Below are 17,041 nucleotides of genomic sequence, written 5' to 3' on the forward strand. Positions count from 1 at the left end.
GCGGGTGCGGTCGCCGGCCGGTGCGCCATTGATGTACGACGTCGTCCTCGTCGGTCGAGCCGGTTTGGGTTTTCGGCGGGTCGGGAACTTAGCGGTCACGACAGGAACACCACAGACAGTGGAACTGATTCTTTTTGAAGGAGGAGGGCGACGTGGAGCTCACCGTTTGGGGCATCGTCACTGCGCTCATCGTTGGTCTTATCATCGGCGCTCTGGGTCGCCTGCTCGTGCCGGGCCGCCAGAACATGCCGATGTGGCTGCACATGCTGATCGGTGTCGGCGCCGCGCTGCTGGGCACCGTGCTGGCCCGGGCGATGGGTATCGCCACGGAGACCGCTGGTATCGACTGGGGCGAGCTGCTGGTCCAGGTGGTGCTGGCTGCGATCGCCGTGGCGCTGGTCGCCGGTGTGGGTCGTCGCCGCAGCGTCACCCACCGGTAATCCCCGTACCGCTCGACGGGCGTCCGACCGCACAGGTCGGGCGCCCGTTTCGCGTGCGCCCCGGGGCCCTTCGCGGGCAGCCGGGGCGTCCGTCCGCCCGGTCCCGGCCGGCCCCGGCGGCCCTGCGGCGGTGCCGGAAGTCGGGTCTGGACGGCTGTCGAACCGGTGCCTCGGAAATCCGGTTTGGAATTTCGGCGGGTCGGGAACTTAGCGGTCACGACAGGAACACCACAGACAGTGGAACTGATTCTTTTTGAAGGAGGAGGGCGACATGGAGCTCACCGTTTGGGGCATCGTCACTGCGCTCATCGTCGGTCTCATTGTCGGCGCTCTGGGTCGCCTGCTCGTGCCGGGCCGCCAGAACATGCCGATGTGGCTGCACATGCTGATCGGTGTCGGCGCCGCGCTGCTCGGCACCGTGCTGGCCCGGGCGATGGGTATCGCCACGGAGACCGCTGGTATCGACTGGGGCGAGCTGCTGGTCCAGGTGGTGCTGGCCGCGATCGCCGTGGCGCTGGTCGCCGGTGTGGGTCGTCGCCGCAGCGTCACCCACCGGTAATCCCCGTACCGCTCGACGGGCGTCCGACCGCACAGGTCGGGCGCCCGTTTCGCGTACGCCCCGATCGTCTCGGTGCGCCCGGTTTCGCCCTCGCGCCCGGCCGCGCATGATCGACCCGCTGCGGTACCGTCGCCTCTCTTTCGCCAACCGCCCACTGTCGTAAAGGAATTTTTCCTACTAAGGTGCGGCGGAGAAGGTTAGTGCCAAGCGGCGCGAGGGAGATGTGGCGTGAACAGGTGGAAGCGGCTGGCCCCGGTCACCGCCGTCGTGGCCTCGGCCGCGATGGTCCTGGCTGGTTGCGGTGGCTCCGATGACGACAAGGCCGCCGACAACAGCAAGCTGACGGTCTGGATGATGGGCGAGGGCAGCGAGGCCCAGACCAAGTTCCTCGACGGCGTCGAGACCGAGTTCCGGCAGAAGCACCCGGACACGGACGTGGTGGTCCAGTACATCCCCTGGCTCGAGGCGCCGAAGAAGTTCCAGGCCGCCCTCGCCGGTGGCGAGGGGCCGGACATCACCGAGCTGGGTAACACCGAGACCCAGGGCTGGGCGGCGCAGGAGGCCCTGGCCGACGTGACCGACCGGATGAACGGCTGGACCGAGGGCAAGGACCTCCTCCCCGACCTGGTCAAGAACGCCCAGCTCGACGGCAAGCAGTACGGCGTCCCGTGGTACGCCGGCGTCCGGGGGATGTACTACCGCGCCGACTGGTTCGCCGAGGCGGGCGTGAAGCCGCCGACCAACTGGGACGAACTGGTCGCCGCCGCCAAGACCGTGCAGGCCAAGAAGCCGGGCACCTACGGCATCGCGCTGCCGGGCAACTCCGAGCTGCCCTTCTACTCGTTCCTGTGGGGCGCCGGCGCGGAGATCGCGACGCAGCAGGGCGACTCCTGGAAGTCCGGCTACAACACGCCCGAGGCGCAGAAGGCCGTCAAGTTCTGGACCGACATGGTGACCGTGCACAAGGTGGCCCCGCCGGCCGCCGCGGGCTGGAACGAGATCGACGCCCGGACCCAGTTCGCCACCGGCAAGGCGGCGATGGCCTTCGGCGGCAGCTGGCAGCAGGGCGCCATCAAGAAGGACAACCCGGAGATCGAGAAGGTCTGGGGTACGTTCCCGATTCCCGGCCCCGACGGCAAGGCGGCGCCCGGCTTCGCCGGCGGCTCCGACGTCGCGATCTGGAAGGACAGCAAGCGGCAGGACCTCGCCTGGGACTACCTGACGGTGCTGGTGAACAAGAAGAACGACCAGGCCTTCGCCGACAGCCTCGGCTTCTTCCCGGTCTACAAGGACCTGGTCGGCGGCGACAAGTACGCCAACGACAAGATCATGTCGGCGTTCGCCACCACGATGCAGAACACCAAGCTCACGCCGCTCACCCCGAAGTGGGTGGAGGTCAGCCGGACCAAGACGGTGACCCAGGCGATGAACAGCTCGGTCATGAAGGGTCAGAAGACGGTCGAGAAGGCTACCGCCGACGCGGCCGCGGAGATGGAAAGCATCCTCAACGCCAAGTGACCACGCTGACCGAGGCGCCGGAGACGGCCGCCGCGCGGGAGACCCCCGCGCGGCGGCGTCGCCGGGTGGACCGCCTGCCCTACCTGCTGCTCCTGCCCTGCCTGGTGATCATCGGCGTGCTGCTGCTCTGGCCGCTCGGCCAGGTGGTGGTGATGTCCTTCCACCAGCTCAACAACGTCCGACAGCTGCGCGGCGACCGTGAGTGGCCGTGGGTGGGCTTCGGCAACTACGCCGAGATCCTCAGCGATCCGTTCTTCCTGACGGTGCTGCGCAACACCGTGCTCTTCGCGGTGGCCAACGTCGCGCTCACGATGGTCCTGGGCACCCTGGTCGGGCTGCTGCTCAACCGGCTCGGCAAGAAGATGGCCGCCTTCGTGGCCAGCTGCGTGATGCTCGCCTGGGCCACCCCGGCGCTGACCGGCACGATCGTCTGGAAATGGATCTTCGACGACACCAGCGGCCTGGTCACCTGGTTGTTCAACGCGCTGCCCGACGGCCTGTCGCAGAGCCTCTTCGGGCGCAGCGACTGGACGGGCTACGGCTGGTTCAACTCGCCTCTGCTGTTCTTCTCGATCCTGACGCTGGTGGTGGTCTGGCACTCGTTCCCGTTCATCGCGGTCAGCGTGCTCGCCGGCCTGAAGAGCGTGCCGAGCGAGCTGCACGAGGCGGCCCGGGTCGACGGGGCCGGACCGTGGAAGGTGTTCTGGAAGATCACCTTCCCGCTGCTGCGGCCGGTCTTCGGGATCCTGATCGTGCTCTCCACGATCTGGGACTTCAAGGTCTTCACCCAGCAGTTCGTGCTGGCCGGCGGCACGCAGGACCGGCCGACGTTCATGCTCTCCATCTACTCGTACGCGGAGGCGTTCTCACCCCCGCCGAAGTACGGTCTCGGCGCCGCGATCGCGGTGATCCTCACCCTGATCCTGCTGGTGGTGACCGGCCTGTACGTCCGCATGGTGCTCAAGCAGGAGGAGGACGCGTGACGCGACGCGGAGGCGGCGGGGGCGCGAAGCGACTCGCGCTCAACGGCGCGGGGCTGCTGGTGGCGCTCTTCGCCGCGTTCCCGGTCTACTGGATGATCGCGACCTCGCTGAAGCCGAGTTCGGAGATCTTCTCGTCCACTCCCCGGCCGGTGCCCACCGAGCCGACCCTGGAGCACTACCGGCAGATCCTCACCGGGAACCTGATCCCGGGCGTCACCTTCGGCGACTTCTTCCTCAACAGCGCGCTGGTCGCGGTCTGCACCGTGGTGCTCAGCGGGCTGGTGGCGCTGCTGGCCGCCACCGCCGTGGCCCGGTTCCGGTTCAAGCTGCGGACCACCTTCCTGATCATGCTGCTGATAGTGCAGATGATCCCGCTGGAGGCGCTGGTCATCCCGCTGTTCCTGATGATCCAGCGGCTCGGGCTCTACAACACCCTGCCGAGCCTGATCCTCACCTACCTCGGCTTCTCGCTGCCGTTCGCGGTGTGGATGCTGCGCGGCTTCGTCGCCGCGGTGCCCAAGGAACTGGAGGAGGCCGCCGCCATCGACGGGGCCAGCCGGGCGCAGATCTTCCGCAAGGTCCTCTTCCCGTTGGTGGCGCCCGGGCTGGTGGCCACGAGCATCTTCTCGTTCATCACCGCCTGGAACGAGCTGATCTTCGCGCTGACCTTCATCAACGACCAGGAGAGCTACACCCTGCCGGTCGCGATGACGTTCTTCTTCGGTCGCGACGACACCGCCTGGGGCCCGGTGATGGCCGCGTCCACGCTGTTCACCCTGCCGGTGATCATCTTCTTCCTGCTGGTGCAGCGGCGGATGGTCTCCGGGCTGGTGGCCGGCGCCGTCAAGGGCTGACCCCGCACGCGCTGGGGCGGCCGGCGGGGCGGGCTAGGCTGGCCGCCATGACGGGCAGGCTGGCTTCGGTGAACCTCGGCGGCGTGACCGAGGCGGAATGGGCGGGCGACGCGAGCGGTCGCAGCGGCATCGACAAGCGGCCGGTCGGCGGCCCGGTGCTGCTGCGCGTGGACGGGGTGGCCGGCGACTTCATCGGCGAACGCGCCCACCACGGCGGTCCGGAGCAGGCGGTCTACGCGTACGCCGAGGAGGACGCGTCCTGGTGGGCGGGGGAGATGGGCCGCAGCATCCGCCCCGGCGGCTTCGGGGAGAACCTGACCACGTACGCGGTGGACGTGACGGGCGCCGTGATCGGCGAGCAGTGGGCGGTCGGGTCCGCGCTGCTCCAGGTGACCAAGCCACGCACGCCGTGCACCACCTTCGCCGGCTTCTGGGGCGTACCCGACCTGATCAAACGGTTCACGGTACGGGCGACGCCCGGGGCGTACCTGCGGGTGCTGCGCGAGGGGGAGGTCGGGGCGGGGGACCCGGTCGAGGTGGTGGACCGGCCGGCGCACGGGGTGACCATCGGCGAGGTGTTCCGTGCCCTGAGCCTGGAGCCTGAGCTGCTGCCCCGGCTGCTCGACGCGCCCGACCTGCCGGACGGGGTCCGGGAAAAGGTGCGCCGCCGGCTCGCCGGCCGGAGCTGACGGCGGGCGGGTGAACGGGAACGGGCCCCGTCCCGTGGGGGAGGGGGCCCGTCCGACGTCGACTCGGCGCGCGCCGGGTGACCGGCTCAGCGCAGCCAGGGCACGTTGCGGTCGAGCAGGCCGCGCTGCTTGAGCTCCTTGCGCAGCGGGATCTCGTCGTCGATGTAGCCGTCCCAGTTGATGCCCCAGTAGTTGGCGGTGTGGGTGCCCTCACCGCAGAGCTGGCGCTGCACCGGCGTGCGGTTGGCCCACCACTCGCCGTCCTTGTCGATGTGCAGCTCGTCCAGCGGCCGGATCCACCGGTAGGTGTAGCCGACGAAGAGCATCTTGCGGGTGATGGTCGACAGGTTGGTGGACCGCGAGTGCCACTGGCGGCGGTCGAAGATGAAGGCGTCACCGGGGTTGGCGGTGATCTCCACCGTGCCCTCCGGGTCCGGGTTGTGTACGGAGGTGTCCTTCGGGCGGGGCAGCGAGTTCCACAGGTGGCTGCCCGGGATCACCTTGGTGGCGCCCCGGCCGTTCTCCGACAGGTCGGAGAGGACGTAGGCCACCTTGAGCGAGAACATCGGCCGGGGCAGGTTCGGGTCCATCGTCTCCGGGTCGGAGTTCTGCCGGTAGCCGTCCTGGTGCCACCCCCAGTAGGGCTTCTCCGGCTCCGCCGCCGGCGGGGTGACGTCCAGGTGGTTGTGGTGGGTGTAGATGTTCCAGCCGGCCAGGCCCCACATGTACGGGAAGGCGATCGGGTGGGTCAGCAGGTCGCCGAAGAGCTCGTCGCGCTCCAGGAAGCCCAGCAGGTGCAGGGTGCCGTCCTTGGTGGTGGTGCCCTTCGCCTTCTCCTCGGCGTAGACGCGGTCCACCGCAGCCTCCAGCGCCGCCCGGTGGTCCTCCGTCAGGACGTTGCGCAGCAGGAGGAAGCCCTGCTCGTGGAACTCCTTGCGGTCGGTGTCACTGATCGGTTCGTAACCGGTCCGGTCGCCGTAGTCGAACACTTCGACGTACCCCTCCCCATGAGGCGAAACCATTGCTGGCACAGGCCGCCGATCGTAACCCGCTGGTTCCGGGGCGGGGTACTGCCCAGCACGATATGCGACCGTTGTCCGGACTGTGGGGAGCGGCGCGGTGACGATCCGTCAGAGCCTGGCGGCGCGATGGGAGTTATTGCCGGTAATGCCGGTTTACGCGGTGACTGCTGGTAAGGAGATCGGGGCCACTACGCCTCGGCGAAGACCTCCGCGACGACCCGCCCGGTGGCCGGCGTGTCGTCGGTCCGGTTCCAGGTGCCGCCGCGGGCCGTCCACTCCAGGTCGCCGAAGCGCACCCGCTTCACGCCGTGGTCCTGGGCGTGCGAGACCAGCCAGTGCGCGTACCGCCAGCCCCGCAGCTCGTCGGCGACCGGGACCGTCAGGCCCGTCAGGTCCGCCGCGGTCGTCGCGCCGGCCAGGCCCCAGTCCAACGACAGGCCGCGGGTCAGCGCGGTCGCCGCGGCCTCGCCGCGCATCGCCGGGTCGCGGCCCACCGTGCAGGCGACCGCGCCGGTGGCGTGCCCGACCAGGGCCCGGGTCAGCACCTCGGACTCGTCGGCCCACTTCTCGTACGCCTCCGGGAAAGCCGAGCGCTGCACCTTCTGCGCCGCGTCGGTGACCCGCATCTGCTCCCAGCCGCGCACCTTCTTCAGCCCGGCGTAGAACTTCCTGGCCGCGTACCGGGGGTCGCGGATCTGCTCCGGGGTGCCCCACCCCTGGCTGGGGCGCTGCTGGAACAGCCCGACCGAGTCGCGGTCACCGCCCGCGAGGTTGCGCAGGCCGGACTCCTGGTAGGCGGTGGCCAGCGCCACGACGACGGCCCGCTCGGGCATCTTCCGCTGGATGCCGATGGCCGCGATCGTCGCCGCGTTGGCCATCTGATCGGGGTCCAGCGCCACCCGGCCGTCCGCCTGTACCGTGCAGGTCCGGCTGGCCAGGGGGAGGCGCAGCTGCCCGCCCATCTGCCGGATGACGATCCAGATCCCGACCGCGGCGAGGACGACGAGGACGACACCGCCCGCCACGACTGCCCGAGTACGCACCCACACCCCCTGATCGACAGTCCGACAAGCGTACGTCCCTCGTGGTGCCTTCCGGGTCGTCCGACCGGATCTCCACGAGCACCGCTACCGGTCGGCGCCCGCGTCACCGTCGGCGGGCACCCAGCGCGCCGGCCGCTTCTCCCGGAACGCCAGGACGCCCTCGCGTCCCTCCTCCGACAGGAAGTACCCGGTCGAGAGGGTGGACAGCTCGGCGATCTCCGCCCGCAGGTCCGCGGCGGGCGGCCGGCGCAGCAACTGCTTCGCCCCGGCCAGCGCGCCCGGTGCCCCCCGCACCAGAGAGTCGCAGTACCCCGCAACCGCCGCGTCCAGTCCGTCCGCCGGCACGGCGGCGGTGACCAGGCCGATCTCGGCCGCCCGCCGGCCGTCGAAGGTGTCGCCGGTCAGGTAGAGCTCGGCCGCCGCGCGGGCGTGCAGGCGGGGCAGCACGGTCGCGGAGATGACCGCCGGCACCACGCCGATCCGCACCTCGGTGAAGGCGAACGTCGCCTCCCGCGCGCACACCGCCAGGTCGGCCGCCGCGATGAGACCGAGGCCGCCCGCCCGGGCCGGGCCGGCCACCTTCGCCACCACCGGCTTCGGGCACTCCCAGACCGCCGCGAGCACGTCGCCGAGCATCCCGGCCGGCACGGTCCCACTGGCGTACGCGGCGGCCGTCTCCTTCAGGTCCGCGCCGGAACAGAAGACCGGTCCGGCGTGGTCGAGCACGACCACGCGTACGGCGTCGTCGGCGACCGCCTCGGCGAGGCCGGCCAGCAGCTGGGTCATCAGCGGCGTGGAGAGCGCGTTGCGGTTGTGCGGGCTGTCCAGGGTGAGGGTGGTCACCCCACGGGCCGTGGCGACCCGTACGAGCGCGTCGGGAGAGGTCATGGAAGGGCACACTAGTGGCCATGCCCGGCGTCCTTCCAGAAGGCGAATCCGTCCCCGTCGACGGGTCGCTGCCCGCCACCGCCACCCGCGCCGTCGGCGCGCGCGGCTTCGGCGTGTACGTGCACGTGCCGTTCTGCGCCAGCCGCTGCGGCTACTGCGACTTCAACACGTACACAGCCGCCGAACTGGGTGGCGGGGCGGGCCGGGAGGAGTACGCCGACACCGTGCTGGCTGAGCTGGCGCTCGCCCGCCGGGTGCTGGGCGACGCACCGCCGCCCCGGGTGGACACGGTCTTCGTCGGCGGCGGCACCCCGACCCTGCTCCCCGCCGACGACCTGGCGCGGATCCTCGACGGCATCGACCGCACCTGGGGGCTCGCGCCCGGCGCCGAGGTGACCACCGAGGCCAATCCGGAGTCGGTCACGCCCGAGTCGCTGAAGGCGCTGCGGGCCGCCGGCTACACGCGGATCTCGCTGGGCATGCAGTCCGCCGCGCCGGGGGTGCTGGCGATCCTCGACCGCACGCACAGCGCCGGCCGGGCCGTCGCCGCCGCCCGCGAGGCCCGCGACGCCGGGTTCGACCACGTCAACCTGGACCTGATCTACGGCACGCCGGGGGAGACCGAGGCCGACTTCGCCGCGTCCCTCGACCAGGTCGTCGCCGCCGGGGTGGACCACGTCAGCGCGTACGCCCTGATCGTGGAGGACGGCACGCGGCTGGCCGCCCGGATGCGGCGCGGCGAGCTGCCGTACCCCTCCGACGACGTCGCCGCGGACCGCTACCTCGCCGCGGACGCCGCCCTCGGCGCGGCCGGCCTCTCCTGGTACGAGGTGTCGAACTGGGCCCGCGACGAGGCGGCCCGGTGCCGGCACAACCTGCTCTACTGGACCGGCGCCGACTGGTGGGGCCTCGGCCCGGGGGCGCACAGCCACGTCGGCGGCGTGCGCTGGTGGAACGTCAAGCACCCCACGACGTACGCGAAGCGGCTCGCCGGCGGCGAGTCGCCCGGCCTGGCCCGCGAGGTGCTCACGGCCGACGAGGCGCACATGGAGGACGTCATGCTCCGGCTGCGCCTCGCCTCCGGGCTGCCCCTGGACGCCCTCGACGACGCCGGTCGGGCCGGCGCCGCGCGGGCCCTCGCCGACGGGCTGCTGGCCGCCGACGAGCACGCGGCCGGCCGGGCCGTGCTGACCCTGCGGGGCCGGCTGCTCGCCGACGCGGTCGTCCGCGACCTGCTGCCCTGAACCGCGTGCCGGGGCCGGCCGGGGGAGCGGCCGACCCGGGTCACCTGGTGAAGCTGTAGGTCATCGGGTAGCGGTAGAGCACGCCCTCGTTGGCCTTGAGCCCGCCGACGATGCCGAAGATCAGCGGCACCAGCGTGACGAGCATGGGAACGAAGAACAGCACCCCGCAGGTGATCAGCGTGACCACCCAGCTCAGCACCCCGACGATCGTCCAGGTGAGCTGGAAGTTCAGCGCCGCGACGGCGTGCGCCCGCGCGGTCGGCGACTGCTGCCCCCGGACCATCAGCGCGATGAGCGGCGCCAGCCAGCCGAGCATGCCGCCGCCGACGATCACGCCGGCCGCGCCGCCGAAGTGGGCGATCAGGGCCCAGTTCTTGTCCTCGTTGCTGGCGTAGCCGCCCGTCGGCGGTCCGTAGCCGCCACCGGTCGGATAGCCGGCCCCCGGCGCTCCGTAGCCGCCGGGCGGTCCGTAGCCGCCGGGCGGTCCGTAGCCGCCGGGCGGTGGGTAGTCGCCGGGTGGGGGATAGTCGCCGGGCGGAGGGTAGCCGCCCGACGGCGGCTGGTCACCGGTGGGCGGCGGATAGCCACCGGGTGGAGGATGGCTGCCCGGGCCCGGTGCCCCGGACAGTGGTGCGGTGGGGTCGCCGTAGCCGGCGGGGCCGGGAACCCCCGACGGGGCGGTCGGGTCCGGCTGGAAGCCGGGGTCCCCCGCTCCGGGAGGGCGAGGTGGTTCAGTCATGAAGGTCACGGTAGGGGCAGCCGGCAAGGCGGCACCAGCGCGACACCGGCCGGCACGCCCGGAACACCGGCCCCGCGGGGGCGTCGGGCGGGCCCGCGCGGTCGCCGATCGGACTGATCACCCCAGGTCGATCATCGCGCGGGCGGCCCCGCCGACGTAGACTGGCACTCGCTACAGTCGAGTGCCAGCAGCCCGCCCCGGCCCCCCGCGTGCCGGGGCCGACGTGCGACAGGAGGTGGGGAGGATGGGTCTCGACGACCGCAAGCTCGCCGTGCTGCGCGCGATCGTCGAGGACTACGTCGCCACGCAGGAGCCCGTCGGCAGCAAGGCGCTTGTCGAGCGGCACCAGCTGGGGGTCTCACCGGCGACCGTCCGCAACGACATGGCCGTGCTGGAGGAGGAGGGCTACATCCGCCAGCCGCACACCAGTGCCGGCCGGGTGCCCACCGACCGGGGCTACCGGCTCTTCGTGGACCGGCTGTCCCGGGTGAAGCCGCTCAGCCCGGCCGAGCGCCGGGCGATCGAGCGTTTCCTGGTCGGCGCCGTCGACCTCGACGACGTGGTGCACCGCACCGTCCGGCTGCTGGCGCAACTCACCCGGCAGGTCGCCGTCGTGCAGTACCCGAGCCTGGCCCGTTCCTCGGTGCGCCACCTGGAGCTGGTGCCGATCTCCACCACCCGGCTGATGCTGGTCATGATCGCCGACACCGGCCGGGTCGAGCAGCGGCTGGTCGAGCTGCCCGCGCCGATCCCCGCCGAGGACGTCACGGACCTGCGCCGGCTGGTCAACGAGAAGCTCGTCGGCACCCGGCTGTCGGAGACCCCGCCGCTGGTGCAGGCGCTCGTCGAGGAGTCGGTGCCGCACCTGCGCCCGGCCATGACCACCCTCTCCACCGTGCTGCTGGAGACGCTGATCGAGCGGCACGAGGAGCGGATCGCGCTGGCCGGGACGGCCAACCTCACCCGCGGCGGGCTGCTCGACTTCCAGGGCTCCCTGCGCCCCATCCTGGAGGCGCTGGAGGAGGAGGTCGTCATGCTCAAGCTCATCGGCGAGGCGGAGCCGAGCACGACGCGGGTGCTGATCGGCGACGAGAACGAGATCGACAACCTGCGCGCCGCCTCGGTGGTCAGCACCGGCTACGGGCCGGGCGCGACAAGCGTCGGCGGCCTCGGCGTGCTGGGGCCGACCCGGATGGACTACCCCGGCACCATCGCCACGGTGCGGGCCGTGGCACGCTACGTGGGCGAGCTGCTGGCCCAGAACTGACCAGTCAGGGCCGACGGCCGGCTCCGGCCGCCGACCGGCGCAACGCGAGACGAACATGAGGACACGGAACGCAGTGGCCAGGGACTACTACGGCATTCTCGGCGTGAGCCGGGAAGCCTCCGACGACGAGATCAAGCGCGCCTACCGCAAGCTGGCGCGGCAGTTCCACCCGGACGTGAATCCGGATCCGGAGGCCCAGGAGAAGTTCAAGGACATCAACGCCGCGTACGAGGTCCTCTCGGACGACCGGAAACGGCAGATCGTCGACCTGGGCGGTGACCCGCTCGCCCCCGGCGGCGGGGGCGCGGGTGGCCCGGGCGGCCCCGGCGGCGCCGGCCCGTTCGTCGGCTTCCAGGACATCATGGACGCGTTCTTCGGCGGCGCGGCCGGCGGTTCGCGGGGTCCCCGACCGCGTACCCGGCCCGGCGCCGACGCCATCCTGCGGCTGGAGCTGGACCTGCACGAGACCGCGTTCGGCGTCGAGGCGCCGATCACCGTCGACACCGCCGTGCTCTGCACCACCTGCTCCGGCGCCGGCACGGCGGCCGGCACCCACCTGGCCACCTGTGAGGCGTGCGCCGGCCGGGGCGAGGTGCAGTCCGTGCAGCGCACCTTCCTCGGCCAGGTCGTGTCCGCCCGGCCGTGCACGGTCTGCCAGGGGCACGGCACCACCATCCCGCACCCGTGCCCGACCTGCGCCGGCGACGGCCGCGTCCGCACCCGCCGTTCGCTGACCGTCAAGATCCCGGCCGGCGTCGAGGACGGCATGCGCATCCGCCTCGCCCAGCAGGGTGAGGTCGGCCCGGGCGGCGGCACGGCCGGCGACCTCTACGTGGAGATCCACGAGCGGCCGCACGACGTCTACTCCCGTAAGGGCGACGACCTGCACTGCCGGGTCACGGTGCCGATGACCGCGGCGGCCCTCGGCACCCGGCTGACCATCAAGACGCTGGACAGCGAGGAGACGGTCGACGTCAAGGCCGGCACCCAGCCGGGCAGCACGCTGCGGCTGCGCGCCCGGGGCGTGCCGCACCTGCGTGGCACCGGCCGGGGTGACCTCTACGTCCACCTCGACGTGCGCACCCCCACCAAGCTCGACGCCGACCAGGAGAAGATGCTGCGCGACTTCGCCAAGACCCGGGGCGAGGAGGTCGCCGAGCTCACCAAGCAGGGCGGCTTTTTCTCCCGGATGCGCGACGCCTTCAACGGCCACCCCTGAGCGGCCTGACCGCCCCGGCGTCCGCCGGGGCGGCTAGCCTGATCGTCGTGTCCGCGCCGCTGTTCCTGGTCGAGTCGCTGCCCACCGCCGACCAGCTCACCCTGGGCGGCCCCGAGGGGCACCACGCCGCCACGGTGCAACGACTGCGCGTCGGCGAGGAACTGCTGCTCGCCGACGGCAGGGGCGGCACCGCGTCCGCGGTGGTCACGGCCGTCGGCCGGGGCAGCCTCGAACTCGACGTCATCTCCCGGGGGTACGTCGACGCAGCCGTCCCCCGGCTCGTCGTGGTGCAGGGCATCGCCAAGGGCGACCGGGGCGAGCTGGCCGTGCAGGCGATGACCGAGGTCGGGGTGGACGAGATCGTGCCCTGGGCGGCGTCCCGCTCGGTGGCGCAGTGGCGCGGCGACCGGGGCGCCCGGGCCCGGGAGAAGTGGGTGGCGACGGCCCGGGAGGCGGCGAAGCAGGCCCGCCGGTCGTGGCTGCCGGTGGTGGCCGGCGCCCCCGACGAGTCCACCGCGACGGTGGCCCGCCGGATCGCGGGCGCCGCCGCGACGTTCGTCCTGCACGAGGAGGCGCGGGAGCGGCTGACCACCGTCGAGCTGCCCACCGCCGGTGAGATCGTGCTGGTCGTCGGCCCGGAGGGCGGCATCGCCCCGGCCGAGCTGACCGCCTTCACCGAGGCAGGCGCCCGGCCGGTGCGGCTGGGGCCCTCGGTGCTGCGTACGTCGACCGCCGGGGTGGCTGCCCTCAGTGTCCTGGCCACCCGCCTCGGCCACTGGTGACCGCCGGCGGTACTCGACTCGACGGGTCGGTCATCAGCGGTGCGGGCCTCGTCGGTGACCGTCGCCGGCCAGGACATCTCGTCCGGCATGGTCGGGGCGCGCGTCCGGCGGAGGTCAGAGCCTGGGAAAGACGTGCACCGTCTGTTCCTCCGGGTCCAGGTCCAGCCCGGCCGGGCCGATGATCAGCGGGTCCGGTACGCCGACCACCTCGTGGTCCTTGTCGTGGTAGTCGAAGCGGCTCAGCACGTGGCGCATCGCCTCGATCCGGGCCCGCTTCTTGTCGTTGCTCTTCAACACCGTCCACGGTGCGTCGGCGGTGTCGGTGTAGAAGAACATCGCCTCCTTGGCCTCGGTGTACTCGTCCCACTTGTCGAGCGAGGCGATGTCCATGTCGGAGAGCTTCCACTGCCGCACCGGGTCCACCTGGCGGACGGCGAACCGGGTGCGCTGTTCGTTCTGGGATACCGAGAACCAGAACTTGACCAGGCGGATGCCCGAGCGCACCAGCATCCTCTCCAGTTCGGGGGCCTGGCGGAGGAACTCGAGGTACTCCTTGCGGGTGCAGAAGCCCATCACCCGCTCCACCCCGGCGCGGTTGTACCAGGACCGGTCGAACAGCACGATCTCGCCGGCCGCCGGCAGGTGCCCGAGCCACCGCTGGAAGTACCACTGGGTGGACTCCCGCTCGTTCGGCTTGGCCAGGGCCACCACCGACGCGCCGCGCGGATTGAGGTGCTCCATGAAGCGCTTGATGGTCCCGCCCTTGCCGGCCGCGTCGCGCCCCTCGAAGAGGATCACGAGCCGCTCACCGGACTCCCGGATCCAGTCCTGGAGCTTCAGCAGCTCGATCTGGAGCAGCCGCTTGTGGTGGTCGTACTCCGTGCGCTCCATCCGCTCGTCGTACGGGTAGTCCTCCCGCCAGGTGTCCACCGGGCTGCCGTCCGGGCGCAGCAGTACGGGATCGTCGTCGTGACCGTCGACCACCTGGTAGTCGTCGGTGAGGTCCAGCACGCTGTCCGTCATGCCGGCAACCCTTACCCCGGCAGTGCCCACCGTCACCCCCGCCACGCTGGGAGTTCGCTGAGGGACCGGGCCGGTCAGCTGCGCAGGTAGGAGGCGCCGTTCAGGTCGACGATGGTGCCGGAGGCCCACTCCGCCTGCGGGGAGGCGAGCCAGTGCACGGCGGCGGCGATCTCCTCGGGGCGGGCCACCCGGTTGAACGGGCTCTGCGCCCGGATCGCGGCGCCCCGCTCCCCGCTCAGGTGCCCGGTGGTCATGTCGGTCTCCACGAAGCCCGGGGCGACCGTCGCGATCGTGATGCCGTACGGGGCGAGGGCCACCGCCAGCGACTGCCCCAGCGCGTTCAGCCCCGCCTTGCTCGCCCCGTACGCCGGCTGCTCCGGCTCGCCCCGGAAGGCGCCCCGGGAGGAGACGTTGACGATCCGGCCGCCCCGGTCGCGCATGTGCTGTGCTACGCACCAGATGACGTTGCCCGCGCCGGTCAGGTTGGTCTCCAGCACCTGCCGCCACTGCGCGCGCCACTGCTCGTAGGAGGCGCCGAAGACCGGGTGCGGGGCGTCCCGCTCGCCGTACACCCCGGCGTTGTTGACCAGCACGTCGAGCCCGCCGAGCAGGCCGGCCGCCTCGTCGACCATGGCCCGTACGGCGTCCGGGTCGGTGAGGTCGGCGCGGACCACGACGTGCCCCTCACCGGGCAGTTCGGCGCGTAGCCGCTCGGCCAGCTCCGCCGAGTCCCGGTGGTGGATCGCCACCCGGTCGCCGCCTGCCGCGAACGCGGTCGCCACCGCCCGCCCGATGCCGCGCGAGGCCCCCGTCACCAGTACCGCCCGTGAAGTCACGCCGGCCATCATGCCCGGCCGGCCCTGGTGCGAGGAAGGGACCCTTCCGCTACCGAAGGCGTTGACAAGGTGCCCTTCCTTACACTGCCCCGATGGGAACCGACTGCCTCTTCTGCCGCATCGTCGCCGGGGAGATCCCGGCCACGATCGTCCGGGAAACCGCCACCACGCTCGCCTTCCGCGACATCGACCCGAAGGCGCCGGTGCACGTGCTGGTCATCCCGAAGGAGCACTACGCCGACGTGGCGGCGCTCGCCCAGGGCGATCCGGCGCTGGCCGGGGAGGTGCTCGCCACGGCCGCCGCCGTGGCCGAGGACGAGGGGCTGCTCGGCGACGGCTTCCGGCTGATGTTCAACACCGGCGCGTACGGCGGCCAGGAGGTCTTCCACGTGCACGCGCACGTGCTCGGCGGGGCGCCGCTGGGCCCGATGCTGGCCCGGAACCTCGCGTGACGGCGGTCGGCGACCGCCTGTCGCGGATGGTCCGGACGGTCCAGGCGCAGGCCCGGGTACCGGCGGTGTCGGCGGCCCTGCACCGGGCGGACCGCCCGCTCTGGACGTGCGCCGTCGGCGGGACCGGCAACGACACCGAACTGGGGCCGGGCACCCGGTTCCGGATCGGGTCGGTCACGAAGACGTTCACCGCCGTGCTGACCCTCCAGTGCCGCGACGACGGCCTGCTGGACCTCGACGACCCGCTGGGCCGGCACCTGGACCTGCCGGCCCACGGCGAGCTGACGGTGCGCCGGCTGCTGTCGCACACCGCCGGCCTGCAACGCGAGCCGTACGGCGACGTCTGGGACACCCTGCGCACGCCGGACGCCGACGGCCTGGTCGCCGACCTGGCCCGGGCCGAGCGGGTGCTGCCCCCGGGCCGCCGCTACCACTACTCGAACCTCGGCATGGCGCTGCTCGGCCGGCTCGTCGGCCACCTGCGGGGCGGCACCTGGGCGGAGGTGCTCGCCGAGCGGGTCCTGACCCCGCTGGGGCTGGCCGAGACCTCGACGGAACCCGGGCCGCACGCCGCGACCGGGTTCCTGGTCGACGCCTACTCCGACGAGGCGCGCCCCGAGCCGCCGACCGACTTCGGGGCGGTCGGTCCGGCGGCGCAGCTCTGGAGCACCGCCTCCGACATGGCCCGCTGGGCGGCCTTCCTCGCCGACCCGGCGGCGCTGGACCCGGCCAGCGCCGTGCTCGCCCCGGCCACGCTCGACGAGATGCGCTGGCCGGCGACCGTCACCGACGAGACGCTCTGGGCCGGCGGCTTCGGGCTGGGGCTGATCCTGGTGCCGCAGGGCGAGCGGATCATGCACGTCGGCCACGACGGCGCGATGCCCGGATTCCTGGCCGGCGTCTACGGCCGGCGCGGCGGGGAGGGCACTCCCGGCGCCATGGGGGTCGCGGTGCTCGGCTCCTCCGGCACCGCCGGCGAGGTCCTCGACCTGCCGCACCGGCTGCTGGCCGCCGCGGTCGAGCACGACCCCGCCGACGTCACGCCGTGGCAGCCGGGCCCGCCCGCCCCCGAGGGCGTACGCGGGCTGCTCGGCCGCTGGTGGGGGGAGGGTTTCGAGTACGTCTTCTCCTGGCACGACGGCGAGCTGCGGGCCCGGGGCGCCGACGATCCGGCGGGCAAGCCGCCGTCGGTCTTCGTCACGCTGCCGGACCGGCCGGACGTGTTCCGCACGGTCTCCGGCCGGGAGGCGGGCGAGCTGCTCCGGCTGACCCGGGACGAGCACGGCACGGTGGTCCGGATGCACTGGGCGACCTACCGGTTCACCCGGCACCAGGAGACCTTCGAGCGGTACGACTTCCGAGCCGGCTCCTGACGGGCGCGCGACCGGACGGGCCGGGGACCCGCCCCGTCCGGTCCGCCCCGGCCGCGGACGGGGTGACTGGTCCGCCCGTGCCCCACGCGCGGAAATGGGCAGGGTGCCGC

18 protein-coding genes are annotated in these 17,041 nt (G+C 72.4%); 12 read left to right on the top strand and 6 right to left on the bottom strand.

The window, feature by feature from the left end; all coding sequences use genetic code 11:
• The first annotated feature begins 152 nt into the window (after positions 1-152).
• From ACPXCB_RS27000 to ACPXCB_RS27025, 6 genes are all read left to right on the top strand, one after another.
• Positions 153-440, top strand: a complete 288-nt coding sequence (locus ACPXCB_RS27000; protein WP_121400214.1) for a GlsB/YeaQ/YmgE family stress response membrane protein — start codon at positions 153-155, stop codon at positions 438-440.
• A 271-nt stretch (positions 441-711) separates the two neighbouring features.
• On the top strand, positions 712-999 hold the full coding sequence (locus ACPXCB_RS27005) for a GlsB/YeaQ/YmgE family stress response membrane protein (protein WP_132240420.1): 288 nt from the start codon (positions 712-714) through the stop codon (positions 997-999).
• A gap of 228 nt (positions 1,000-1,227) precedes the next feature.
• A complete protein-coding gene (locus tag ACPXCB_RS27010) occupies positions 1,228-2,517 on the top strand; it encodes a sugar ABC transporter substrate-binding protein (RefSeq protein WP_425878550.1) in 1,290 nt (429 codons plus the stop codon).
• The gene (locus tag ACPXCB_RS27015; protein WP_425878552.1) at positions 2,514-3,500 is read left to right on the top strand and encodes a carbohydrate ABC transporter permease; all 987 of its coding nucleotides are present in this window, start codon (positions 2,514-2,516) and stop codon (positions 3,498-3,500) included. Before ACPXCB_RS27010 ends, ACPXCB_RS27015 begins: the two co-directional genes overlap by 4 nt.
• Entirely contained in the window at positions 3,497-4,354 is an 858-nt protein-coding gene (locus ACPXCB_RS27020; RefSeq protein ID WP_311413787.1) for a carbohydrate ABC transporter permease, read from the top strand. Before ACPXCB_RS27015 ends, ACPXCB_RS27020 begins: the two co-directional genes overlap by 4 nt.
• 47 nt (positions 4,355-4,401) lie before the next feature.
• Positions 4,402-5,043: an MOSC domain-containing protein gene (locus tag ACPXCB_RS27025; RefSeq protein WP_151452810.1), complete on the top strand. Its 642-nt coding sequence runs from the start codon at positions 4,402-4,404 to the stop codon at positions 5,041-5,043.
• An 86-nt stretch (positions 5,044-5,129) separates the two neighbouring features.
• Here the strand turns inward: ACPXCB_RS27025 and ACPXCB_RS27030 are convergent, their stop codons facing one another.
• From ACPXCB_RS27030 to ACPXCB_RS27040, 3 genes are all read right to left on the bottom strand, one after another.
• Positions 5,130-6,032, bottom strand: a complete 903-nt coding sequence (locus ACPXCB_RS27030) for a phytanoyl-CoA dioxygenase family protein (RefSeq protein WP_425878555.1) — start codon at positions 6,030-6,032, stop codon at positions 5,130-5,132.
• Between the two features lie 221 nt (positions 6,033-6,253).
• On the bottom strand, positions 6,254-7,114 hold the full coding sequence (locus ACPXCB_RS27035; RefSeq protein ID WP_425878557.1) for a hypothetical protein: 861 nt from the start codon (positions 7,112-7,114) through the stop codon (positions 6,254-6,256).
• Between the two features lie 78 nt (positions 7,115-7,192).
• A complete protein-coding gene (locus ACPXCB_RS27040) occupies positions 7,193-7,996 on the bottom strand; it encodes an enoyl-CoA hydratase-related protein (protein ID WP_425878558.1) in 804 nt (267 codons plus the stop codon).
• A gap of 20 nt (positions 7,997-8,016) precedes the next feature.
• On the opposite strand from ACPXCB_RS27040, the gene hemW reads away from it, so the two are divergent.
• Positions 8,017-9,240 (top strand): radical SAM family heme chaperone HemW, encoded by a 1,224-nt coding sequence (gene hemW / locus ACPXCB_RS27045; protein WP_425878561.1) that lies wholly within the window; start codon positions 8,017-8,019, stop codon positions 9,238-9,240.
• A gap of 40 nt (positions 9,241-9,280) precedes the next feature.
• Here hemW and ACPXCB_RS27050 read toward each other — a convergent pair whose 3' ends face one another.
• Positions 9,281-9,979: a DUF4870 domain-containing protein gene (locus ACPXCB_RS27050; protein WP_425878563.1), complete on the bottom strand. Its 699-nt coding sequence runs from the start codon at positions 9,977-9,979 to the stop codon at positions 9,281-9,283.
• Positions 9,980-10,223: 244 nt separating this feature from the next.
• On the opposite strand from ACPXCB_RS27050, the gene hrcA reads away from it, so the two are divergent.
• From hrcA to ACPXCB_RS27065, 3 genes are all read left to right on the top strand, one after another.
• Complete coding sequence (hrcA, locus tag ACPXCB_RS27055; protein WP_425878565.1) at positions 10,224-11,246, top strand: heat-inducible transcriptional repressor HrcA; 1,023 nt, start codon at positions 10,224-10,226, stop codon at positions 11,244-11,246.
• 73 nt (positions 11,247-11,319) lie between these two features.
• A complete protein-coding gene (gene dnaJ / locus ACPXCB_RS27060; RefSeq protein WP_425878608.1) occupies positions 11,320-12,465 on the top strand; it encodes a molecular chaperone DnaJ in 1,146 nt (381 codons plus the stop codon).
• 47 nt (positions 12,466-12,512) lie between these two features.
• Positions 12,513-13,247 carry a 16S rRNA (uracil(1498)-N(3))-methyltransferase gene (locus ACPXCB_RS27065; RefSeq protein ID WP_425878566.1) on the top strand — a complete coding sequence of 245 codons (735 nt, stop codon included), beginning with the start codon at positions 12,513-12,515 and terminating at the stop codon, positions 13,245-13,247.
• A 114-nt stretch (positions 13,248-13,361) separates the two neighbouring features.
• On the opposite strand, the gene ppk2 is transcribed toward ACPXCB_RS27065, so the two are convergent.
• A complete protein-coding gene (ppk2, locus tag ACPXCB_RS27070; RefSeq protein WP_327029322.1) occupies positions 13,362-14,270 on the bottom strand; it encodes a polyphosphate kinase 2 in 909 nt (302 codons plus the stop codon).
• A gap of 74 nt (positions 14,271-14,344) precedes the next feature.
• Entirely contained in the window at positions 14,345-15,106 is a 762-nt protein-coding gene (locus ACPXCB_RS27075; RefSeq protein ID WP_425878568.1) for an SDR family NAD(P)-dependent oxidoreductase, read from the bottom strand.
• 92 nt (positions 15,107-15,198) lie between these two features.
• Here ACPXCB_RS27075 and ACPXCB_RS27080 point away from each other — a divergent pair, with 92 nt between their 5' ends.
• Positions 15,199-15,558: a histidine triad nucleotide-binding protein gene (locus ACPXCB_RS27080; protein WP_327029320.1), complete on the top strand. Its 360-nt coding sequence runs from the start codon at positions 15,199-15,201 to the stop codon at positions 15,556-15,558.
• Positions 15,555-16,931, top strand: a complete 1,377-nt coding sequence (locus tag ACPXCB_RS27085; protein WP_425878570.1) for a serine hydrolase domain-containing protein — start codon at positions 15,555-15,557, stop codon at positions 16,929-16,931. The genes ACPXCB_RS27080 and ACPXCB_RS27085 overlap by 4 nt, the downstream gene beginning before the upstream one ends.
• Positions 16,932-17,041 lie beyond the last annotated feature (110 nt).

It is taken from the genome of Micromonospora sp. DT62 (assembly GCF_049847285.1).
Classification (GTDB): Bacteria; Actinomycetota; Actinomycetes; order Mycobacteriales; family Micromonosporaceae; genus Micromonospora; species Micromonospora reichwaldensis.